General features: G+C 72.3%; 6 protein-coding genes. 3 read left to right on the top strand and 3 right to left on the bottom strand.

Annotated elements, in window-relative coordinates:
• Positions 1-473: 473 nt before the first annotated feature.
• Positions 474-1049, bottom strand: coding sequence for a MarR family winged helix-turn-helix transcriptional regulator (locus ACFWA7_RS39005; protein WP_385545786.1), 576 nt, complete (start codon positions 1047-1049; stop codon positions 474-476).
• Positions 1050-1201: 152 nt separating this feature from the next.
• Here ACFWA7_RS39005 and ACFWA7_RS39010 point away from each other — a divergent pair, with 152 nt between their 5' ends.
• Positions 1202-2479 (top strand): MFS transporter, encoded by a 1278-nt coding sequence (locus ACFWA7_RS39010; protein ID WP_385827918.1) that lies wholly within the window; start codon positions 1202-1204, stop codon positions 2477-2479.
• A 19-nt stretch (positions 2480-2498) separates the two neighbouring features.
• Here ACFWA7_RS39010 and ACFWA7_RS39015 read toward each other — a convergent pair whose 3' ends face one another.
• A complete protein-coding gene (locus ACFWA7_RS39015) occupies positions 2499-4151 on the bottom strand; it encodes a SpoIIE family protein phosphatase (protein WP_385545789.1) in 1653 nt (550 codons plus the stop codon).
• Positions 4152-4253: 102 nt separating this feature from the next.
• Positions 4254-5684, bottom strand: coding sequence for an NAD(P)/FAD-dependent oxidoreductase (locus ACFWA7_RS39020; RefSeq protein ID WP_385827914.1), 1431 nt, complete (start codon positions 5682-5684; stop codon positions 4254-4256).
• Between the two features lie 323 nt (positions 5685-6007).
• Here ACFWA7_RS39020 and ACFWA7_RS39025 point away from each other — a divergent pair, with 323 nt between their 5' ends.
• Positions 6008-6874 (top strand): TetR/AcrR family transcriptional regulator, encoded by an 867-nt coding sequence (locus tag ACFWA7_RS39025; RefSeq protein WP_385545795.1) that lies wholly within the window; start codon positions 6008-6010, stop codon positions 6872-6874.
• 156 nt (positions 6875-7030) lie between these two features.
• A partial coding sequence (locus ACFWA7_RS39030; protein ID WP_385827916.1) for a sigma-70 family RNA polymerase sigma factor occupies positions 7031-8141 on the top strand: 1111 nt, incomplete at its 3' end.

An 8141-nucleotide genomic window follows, 5' to 3' on the forward strand; every position in this document is an offset into this window, starting at 1 on the left:
TTGTTCCCGTTTCCGGGCCCTCCGGGCGCTTCCTTCGTTTCCGACTCTATCAGACTCTTTCGTGTCCGATTCCCAGTCAGCGGGACTCGCTTTCCGGCCTTTCGGCTTTCCGGCGGTTCCGACTCTATCAGATCCTTTCGGGCCTGCTTTCCGGTCTCCCGGTTCAAGTCGGTTTGTCTTCCCGGCCGTTGGGCCGTTCCGACGTCCCAAACTCTAGCGGATTTCCTGGGCGGCTCCTAATCGGACCGACCGATCCATCCAACCCCCTTCGAATGGAATTCGGCATGCCGAAATTCATCCCGATCGGGAGGTCGTACTGAGATGGGGTTGCCGCAAATCTGCGGCGGACGGCTGCCGCAGAACCGTTCCGGCTCCGTGACAACTCGAAGAACCTTACGCACCTGGGAGAGGGGTGTCAACCCCCGGCTGGAACCCCGGCCGGGCCCCCTTCGGAACCCCCGGGCCGGACCTCCTCAGTCCAGGTCCGTGAGCCGTCCCCCCGCGTCCGGCTGGGCGTGCTCCACCCGTCGCAGCAGGCGGATCAGCATCTCGCCGAGGGCCCCGCGCTCGTCCGGGGTGAGGTCCTGGAGCAGGTCCTCCTCGAAGTCGGTGGCCATCTGCATGGCCTCCAGCCACTTCGTACGGCCCTCGTCGGTCAGCTCGACGATGACCCGCACCCGGTTGTTCTCGTCCCGGTCGCGCGTGACCAGGCCTTCGCCCGCCATGCGGTCGATGCGGTGGGTCATGGCGGCGGGGGTGAGGCCGAGGCGCTTGGCCAGCTCGCCCGGGCCCAGGCGGTACGGCTTGCCCGCGAGGACGAGGGTCTTCAGGACCTCCCACTCGGCGTTGCTGATGCCGAGTGCGGCGACCTGGCGTCCGTACGCCACGTTCATCCGGCGGTTCAGCCGGCCCAGGGCCGAAACGACCTTCTCGACCTGGGGGTCGAGGTCACGGAACTCGCGCTGGTACGCCGCGATCTGCTCGTCGAGGGTCGGCTCCTCGGGGCCGGCTGGGCCGGTGGGCCCGCCGCGCTCGGTGGTCTCAGCCATGCGGCGAGTATCGCACGGGGTGCGTTGGCATCTAAGTCCTTGAGTGTGTATTGTTGAGGTTCTAACTTTAGTGTTGAAGTCTTCGCCCTTGAGACCTTCAGGTTCGAGGACTTCCACTTCGAGACCTCAAGGTGGTGAGTGTGACCAAGGTGATGGGCGCGGCGATGCGCCGAATCCAGACGGGGAACGCGCTGAGCGCGTTCGGACTCGGGTTCACCGTTCCGTATCTGTACATCTACGTGGCTTCGGTGCGAGGGCTCGGCTCCTTCTGGGCCGGGATCGTCCTCGGCGTCTTCGCCCTGGCCGCGCTCGTCGCGCTGCTCTTCACCGGCCGGGTCATCGACCGGCGCGGCCCCCTGCCCGTGCTGGTCGGCGCCGCGGTGACCACCGCCGTGGGCGCGCTCTCGCTGGGGCTCGCGAACAACCTGGTGACCGTCCTCGGGTCCGCCGCGCTGCTCGGCGCGGGCACCGCCGTCATGCAGCCGGCGCTCGCCACCATGATCGTGTGGTCCTCGTCGCCGACCTCGCGTACCCGTGCCTTCGCCACGCAGTTCTTCCTGCAGAACCTCGGGCTCGGCATCGGCGGGCTCTTCGGCGGCCAGATCGTCGACGAGAGCCGTCCGTCGTCCTTCACCCTGCTCTTCGCCATCGAGGCCGGGATGTTCCTGGTCCTCGCCGCGATCGCGCTGTCCGTGAAACTGCCGCACAACGCGGTCATCGCGGACGCCCGCCCCAGGGGCGGCAAGAGCGGCAGCGGCTTCCGGGCCGTGCTCGGGCACCGCGCCATGCTCCAGCTCTGCGTCCTCGGCTTCGTGCTGTTCTTCGCCTGCTACGGGCAGTTCGAGTCGGGTCTCGCGGCGTACGGCACCGAGGCCGCCGGGATCGAGCCGTCGACCCTGGGCATCGCCCTGGCCGCCAACACCGCCGTCATCGTGGTCGCCCAGTTCCTGGTGCTGCGCTTCGTCGAGCGCCGCCGCCGCAGCCGCGTCATCGCGTCCGTGGGGCTCATCTGGACCGTGGCCTGGCTCTTCGCCGGGTACGCGGGGCTCGGCCACGGCAGCCAGACCATGGCGACCGCCGCGTTCATCTCCACGTACGCGCTCTTCGGGCTCGGTGAGGCGATGCTGTCGCCGACCGTGGCGCCGCTCGTCGCGGACCTGGCGCCCGAGGCGATGGTCGGCCAGTACAACTCGGCGTTCGCGCTGGTCAAGCAGATGGCGCTGGCGCTCGGCCCGTTCGTCGGCGGTCCCATGGGCGCCACGCTGCACGGCCCGTACATCGTGACGTTCATCCTGTTCTCGCTCGGCATCACCGTGCTCGCGCTGCGGCTCGGCAGGAAGCTGACGCCCGCGCAGGACCAGCCGATGCTCGCGGCCCCGTCGCGGGTGGTCGCCGTGCACAGGAACGAGCAGGTCGGCGCGGCGGCCTGAGCCGCCGGCCGTACGGCCCTCAGCCCGGCAGGGCGAACTCGCACCACACCGCTTTGCCGCCGCCCGGAGTGCGGCGCGAACCCCAGGACGAGGCGATCGTCGCGACGATCGAGATGCCTCGTCCTGACTCGTCCCCGGGCTCGGCGCGGCGGCGGCGCGGCAGGTGGTCGTCGCCGTCCGTCACCTCGATGATCAGCCGGCGGTCGGTGCGGCGCAGCCGCAGCCGCATCGGCGGGGTGCCGTGCTGGAGGGAGTTGGCGACCAGCTCGCTCGCCGCCAGGACGCCCAGGTCTCGCAGCTCCGCGGGGAAGCGCCAGGAGGCCAGCACCCCGGACGCGAAGGCACGCGCGCGTGGCGCGGCTTCCACGCCGCCGAGCAGGTCGAGCGCCGCGTTGTGGAAAAGCTCGGCGTCCGGGCCCGTACGGGCCGGGTGCTGGAGGACCAGGACCGCCACGTCGTCGTCGTGCTCGGCGGTCACCCCCAGCGAGCGGATCAGTCGGTCGCAGACGACCTGCGGGGTGCCGACCGCGCCGGACAGCGCGCGCTCCAGGGCGGCGACGCCCTCGTCGATGTCCTCTTCCCTGCGCTCGACCAGACCGTCCGTATAGAGGACGGCGGTCGCGCCGGGCGGCAGGGCGATGGTGCCGGAGGTGTGCAGCCAGCCGCCGGTGCCCAGCGGGGGCCCGGTCGGGTCCGCCGCGCGGTGCACGCTGCCGTCCGCGTGGCGTACGAGGAGCGGCAGATGGCCCGCCGAGGCGTACACCAGCAGGCCCTCGTTGGGGTCGTGGACCGCGTAGACACAGGTCGCGATCTGGCTGGCGTCGATCTCGGCGGCCAGGCCGTCAAGGAGCTGGAGCACCTCGTGCGGGGGCAGGTCCAGGCGTGCGTACGCCCGCACCGCCGTGCGGAGCTGGCCCATCACGGCGGCCGCGCGGACCCCGCGCCCCATCACGTCCCCGATCACCAGCGCGGTGCGCCCGGCCCCCAGGGTGATCACGTCGTACCAGTCGCCGCCGACCGCCGCGTCCGTGCCGCCCGGCTGGTACGTGACAGCGACCCGCAGGTCGTCGGGCTGCTCCAGCTCCTGCGGGAGCAGGGAGCGCTGGAGCGTCACGGCGGTCTCGCGGTGGCGGCGCTCGCTGGCGCGCAGCCGCTCGGCGGCCTCGGCGTGGTCGGTGACGTCGGCGGCGAAGACGAGCACCCCGCCGCCCGCCGCCCCGCGCGCGGGGATCTCGACGGGGGTGCAGGTGACCGTGTACGACCCGCCGCCCTGGGCCTTGCGGGACTTGACCGTACGGGGCTTGCCGCTGCGCAGCACCTGGTCCATCAGCGGCAGCAGGCCCAGCTCGTCCAGCTCGGGCAGGGCCTTGGCGGCGGGGGCGCCCACGGGGCGGGGGCCGAACGTCGTCGCGTACGCGTCGTTCACGTACGCCACTCGGTGCTCCGGGCCGTACACCAGGGCGGCGAGGGCCGGGAGCCGGCCGAGGAGCTGACGCACCGACAGCTCCTCCAGGGCGGGCGCCGCCGGGCCCTCCGCCCCGTCGTCGTCCGGCCAGGTGTCGGTCCCCGGCCCGTACTCACCGCGCGCGGCGGGCACGGAGCCCCGGTCGGTCCGTGCGGCGGCGCGGCGCTGCGTACCGGGGAGCCGGGCGCTCCAACGCGTGAAGTTCACGGATCTCTTGGCCTCGTGTGTCGCTGGCTGCTGGGTCACTCTGTGCAGGTGTGGGCCCACCTATGGTCACACGTCCAGTGTGGCGGACCGCACTGACAACCGTCAGTTCTCCTTGCCGCCGGGCCGCTTGGGCCCGGGTTCGGGGCCCGGCTTGGCGGGGCCACCGCCCGCCGCGAGCGCGAATTCGGCGCGCGGGTGCTCCAGCGAGCCGAGCGAGACGATCTCCCGCTTGAACAGGCCGGCGAGCGTCCACTCGGCGAGCACGCGCGCCTTGCGGTTGAAGGTGGGGACGCGGCTCAGATGGTAGGCGCGGTGCATGAACCACGCAGGGTAGCCCTTGAGCTTGCGGCCGTAGACATGGGCGACGCCCTTGTGGAGGCCGAGCGAGGCGACCGAGCCCACGTACTTGTGCGCGTACTCGCGCAGGGGCTGTCCGTTGACGGACGCGGCGACGTTCTCGGCGAGCGCCCTGGCCTGGCGCACCGCGTGCTGCGCATTGGGCGCGCACTCCTTGTCCTTCTCGTCCGAGGTGACGTCCGGTACGGCGGCCGCGTCCCCGGCCGCCCAGGCGTGCTCGACGCCCTCCACCTGGAGCTTCGCGGTGCACTTGAGCCGGCCGCGCTCGTTGAGCGGCAGACCGGTGGCGGCGAGGACGGGCGCGGGCTTGACCCCGGCGGTCCACACGACCGTTCGGGTGGGGAAGCGGGAGCCGTCACTCAGTACGGCGACCCGGTTCTCGCAGGAGTCGAGGCGCGTCTCTAGACGTACGTCGATGTTGCGGCCGCGCAGCTCGCGGATGGCGTACCGGCCCATCTCCTCGCCGACCTCGGGCAGGATCCGGTCGCTGGCCTCCACGAGGATCCACCTCAGGTCCTCGGGCTTGATGTTGTGGTAGTACCGCGCGGTGTAGCGGGCCATGTCCTCCAGCTCGGCGAGCGCCTCCACGCCCGCGTAACCGCCGCCCACGAAGACGAAGGTGAGGGCGGCATCGCGGACGGCGGGGTCGCGGGTGGAGGAGGCGATGTCCATCTGCTCGATGACGTGGTTGCGCAGCCCGATGGCCTCCTCGACGGTCTTGAAGCCGATGGCGTAGTCGGCCAGGCCCGGGACCGGGAGGGTGCGGGAGACCGAGCCGGGCGCGAGGACCAGTTCGTCGTACTCGATCTCGACCGGTCCGGTGCCCTCCTCCTCGGTGGCGAGGGTGGTGACGGTCGCGGTCCGCGCGGCGTGATCGATGCGCTGCGCCTCGCCGATGACGATGTGACAGCGGTCCAGGACGCGGCGCAGCGGTACGACGACGTGGCGCGGCGAGATGGATCCGGCGGCCGCCTCCGGCAGGAACGGCTGATACGTCATATACGGGTCCGGGGCGACCACGGTGATCCGCACCCGCCCGTCGCGCAACTGCGCCCTGAGCTCGCGCTGCAGACGCAGCGCCGTGTACATCCCGACGTAGCCGCCGCCGACCACGAGAATGCGCGTGCCGGGCGGTGGTTCGGGGCTCGACCCCCGATTGATCGCAGCCTTCACCATCCCATGAGGCATCGGCCTCCGGCGTTTGTCCACAGGCCCGGCAAATTGTGTGACTGACGGATGTGGCTGGAACAGGTGCTGGGATTTCTCGCCAGTCGAGGAGAATACGCAGGTCAGGGCGGGGCGATAGGGGTCGCGCGGGGGTTCGAATCGGGAAGGTTCCGGCCCTTGCTCCGATCGGGGGGCACACCGTGCGGAACAACCCCCTTCTGAATTGACTCCGGCTCAACTATGTTCGTACCTCGTCGGGGTGTCGGGTCCGGCCACCCGACTGTCAGGGCGGGGAGTCTCCGGGGGGAGACGTCATTACCGGGGGAACGGTTATGCATATTCAGGACTCTCATTGGCAGTCCGCTGTCGTCGCGTCGGCGGACGGCAATGGTCGTGTGGGCGCGGTCGGCGGTGGTGGGAGCGCTTCCGCTTCCCGCTCCGCGCCGCTGCGAGTGGACGCTCAGCGCAATCTGGAGCACGTGCTGCGTGCCGCGCGCGAGGTCTTCGGCGAGCTGGGGTACGGCGCGCCGATGGAAGACGTGGCGCGCCGCGCCCGCGTCGGCGTGGGCACGGTGTACCGGCGCTTCCCGAGCAAGGACGTGCTGGTGCGGCGGATAGCCGAGGAGGAGACCGCGCGTCTCACCGACCAGGCGCGGACCGCGCTGGGCCAGGAGGAGGAGCCGTGGTCGGCGCTCTCCCGGTTCCTGCGGACGTCCGTGGCGTCGGGTGCCGGGCGGCTGCTGCCGCCGCAGGTGCTGCGGGTCGGCGTGGATGTGGACGCGGAGGAGTCGACGGTGGTCGGCGGGGCCGGCACCGGGCCCGTGCCCGTGCCCGTGCTGGAGCCGGTCGAGTCGCTGGACTCGCCGGGCTCCATCGCACCTGAGGTACGGGTGCCGCAGCAGCGGCAGGCCGGACTGCCCGGTGCGCCCGGCGTGCCCGGCCTGCGGGTCGTCGAGCCGCGTCCGGCGTCGGCGGACGAGCTGGACGACCCCGGGGCGGCGGAACTGCTCGCGGTCGTCGGGCAGCTGGTGGACCGGGCTCGGGAGGCGGGGGAGCTGCGGGGCGACGTGACCGTGGCCGATGTACTGCTCGTGATAGCCACGGCGGCGCCGTCGCTGCCGGATCCGCATCAGCAGGCTGCGGCTTCTTCCCGGCTGCTGGACATTTTGCTGGAGGGGCTGCGGTCGCGGCCTGCGTGACGGGCTGTACGGGGCGGGGGCCGCGGGCCTTCGCTGGGTGCCCACCGCCCCTGGTCCACTATCGGGTAGTCGGGGGCCGGGGTCTCCTCGGGTGTGGGGCGCTGTGGGACGCTTGGCGCGTGGTTGGGTCTGAGCGTGCTGACGGGGGCTTCCGCGGTGAACGTTGACGGGCGGGACGAGCTCGGCGGCGCCAGCGGCACCGAGCCGGACGGTCCGCCCTCGCGGCGGGTGCCGAGCCAGGGCGGCCCCGGTGGCGGTACGGACGGCGACGGCGAGCCCGGCGGGACCGTGCTGCCCGGGCCGTGGGGCCCCGCCCAGGAGTCCGACGCCCCGCCCACACCCGGTGTTCCGCGGCAGCGTGAGCGGACCACCGCCGACGCCGAGCTGATCCAGCGGATGCGGGCGGGCGACGACACCGCGTACGAGGAGCTGTTCCGGCGCCACTCGGACCCGGTCCGCCGGTACGCCCGCGGCTGCTGCCGGGACGCGCACACGGCCGACGACCTCACGGCCGAGGTGTTCGCCCGTACGCTCCAGGCGGTGCGGGGCGGCGCGGGGCCGGAGCAGGCCGTGCGTGCCTATCTGATGACCACCGTGCGCCGGGTCGCCGCCTCCTGGACGAAGACCGCGAAGCGTGAGCAACTGGTCGAGGACTTCGCCCTCTTCGCCGACCAGGCGGCCCGTACCTCGGACGGCCGGGACGACGCCACGGTCGACCTCGGCGCGGACGTACGGGCGATGCACGAGGCCGAGCAGTCGCTGGCCATGCAGGCGTTCCGGTCGCTTCCGGAGCGGTGGCAGGCGGTGCTCTGGCACACCACCGTCGAGGAGGAGTCGCCCAGCGAGATCGCCCCGCTGTTCGGACTCAGCGCCAACGCCACGGCGGTCCTGGCCGGCCGGGCCCGGGAGGGCCTCAAGCAGGCGTACTTGCAGGCGCATGTCTCCACCTCACTCACCGAGGGCGGCGACTGCGCCCGATACGCGGACCGGCTCGGGGCGTACGCGCGCGGCGGGCTGCGGGTTCGGGCCGAGCGGGGCCTGAGCAAGCACTTGGAGGAGTGCGCCAGGTGCCGGGTCGCGGTCGTCGAGCTCAAGGACGTCAACGCCGGGATCCCCGCGCTGCTGCCGGTCGCGATGGTCGGCTGGTTCGCCGCCGGGTACTCACTCAAGGCCGCCGGGATCGTGGCGGGAGGCGCCGCCGGTGCGGCGGGCGCCGGTGCGGCGGGCGCCGGTGCGGCGGGCGCCGGTGCGGCGGGCGCCGGTGCGG

The organism is Streptomyces sp. NPDC059994 (assembly GCF_042737755.1).
Lineage (GTDB): Bacteria > Actinomycetota > Actinomycetes > Streptomycetales > Streptomycetaceae > Streptomyces.

Bases quoted from the DNA above. Each gene is read 5' to 3' on its own strand.
- ACFWA7_RS39010 (WP_385827918.1), top strand. From the start codon at position 1,202: ATGGGCGCGGCGATGCGCCGAATCCAGACGGGGAACGCGCTGAGCGCG.
- ACFWA7_RS39005 (WP_385545786.1), bottom strand. From the start codon at position 1,049: ATGGCTGAGACCACCGAGCGCGGCGGGCCCACCGGCCCAGCCGGCCCC.
- ACFWA7_RS39025 (WP_385545795.1), top strand. From the start codon at position 6,008: ATGCATATTCAGGACTCTCATTGGCAGTCCGCTGTCGTCGCGTCGGCG.
- ACFWA7_RS39020 (WP_385827914.1), bottom strand. From the start codon at position 5,684: ATGGTGAAGGCTGCGATCAATCGGGGGTCGAGCCCCGAACCACCGCCC.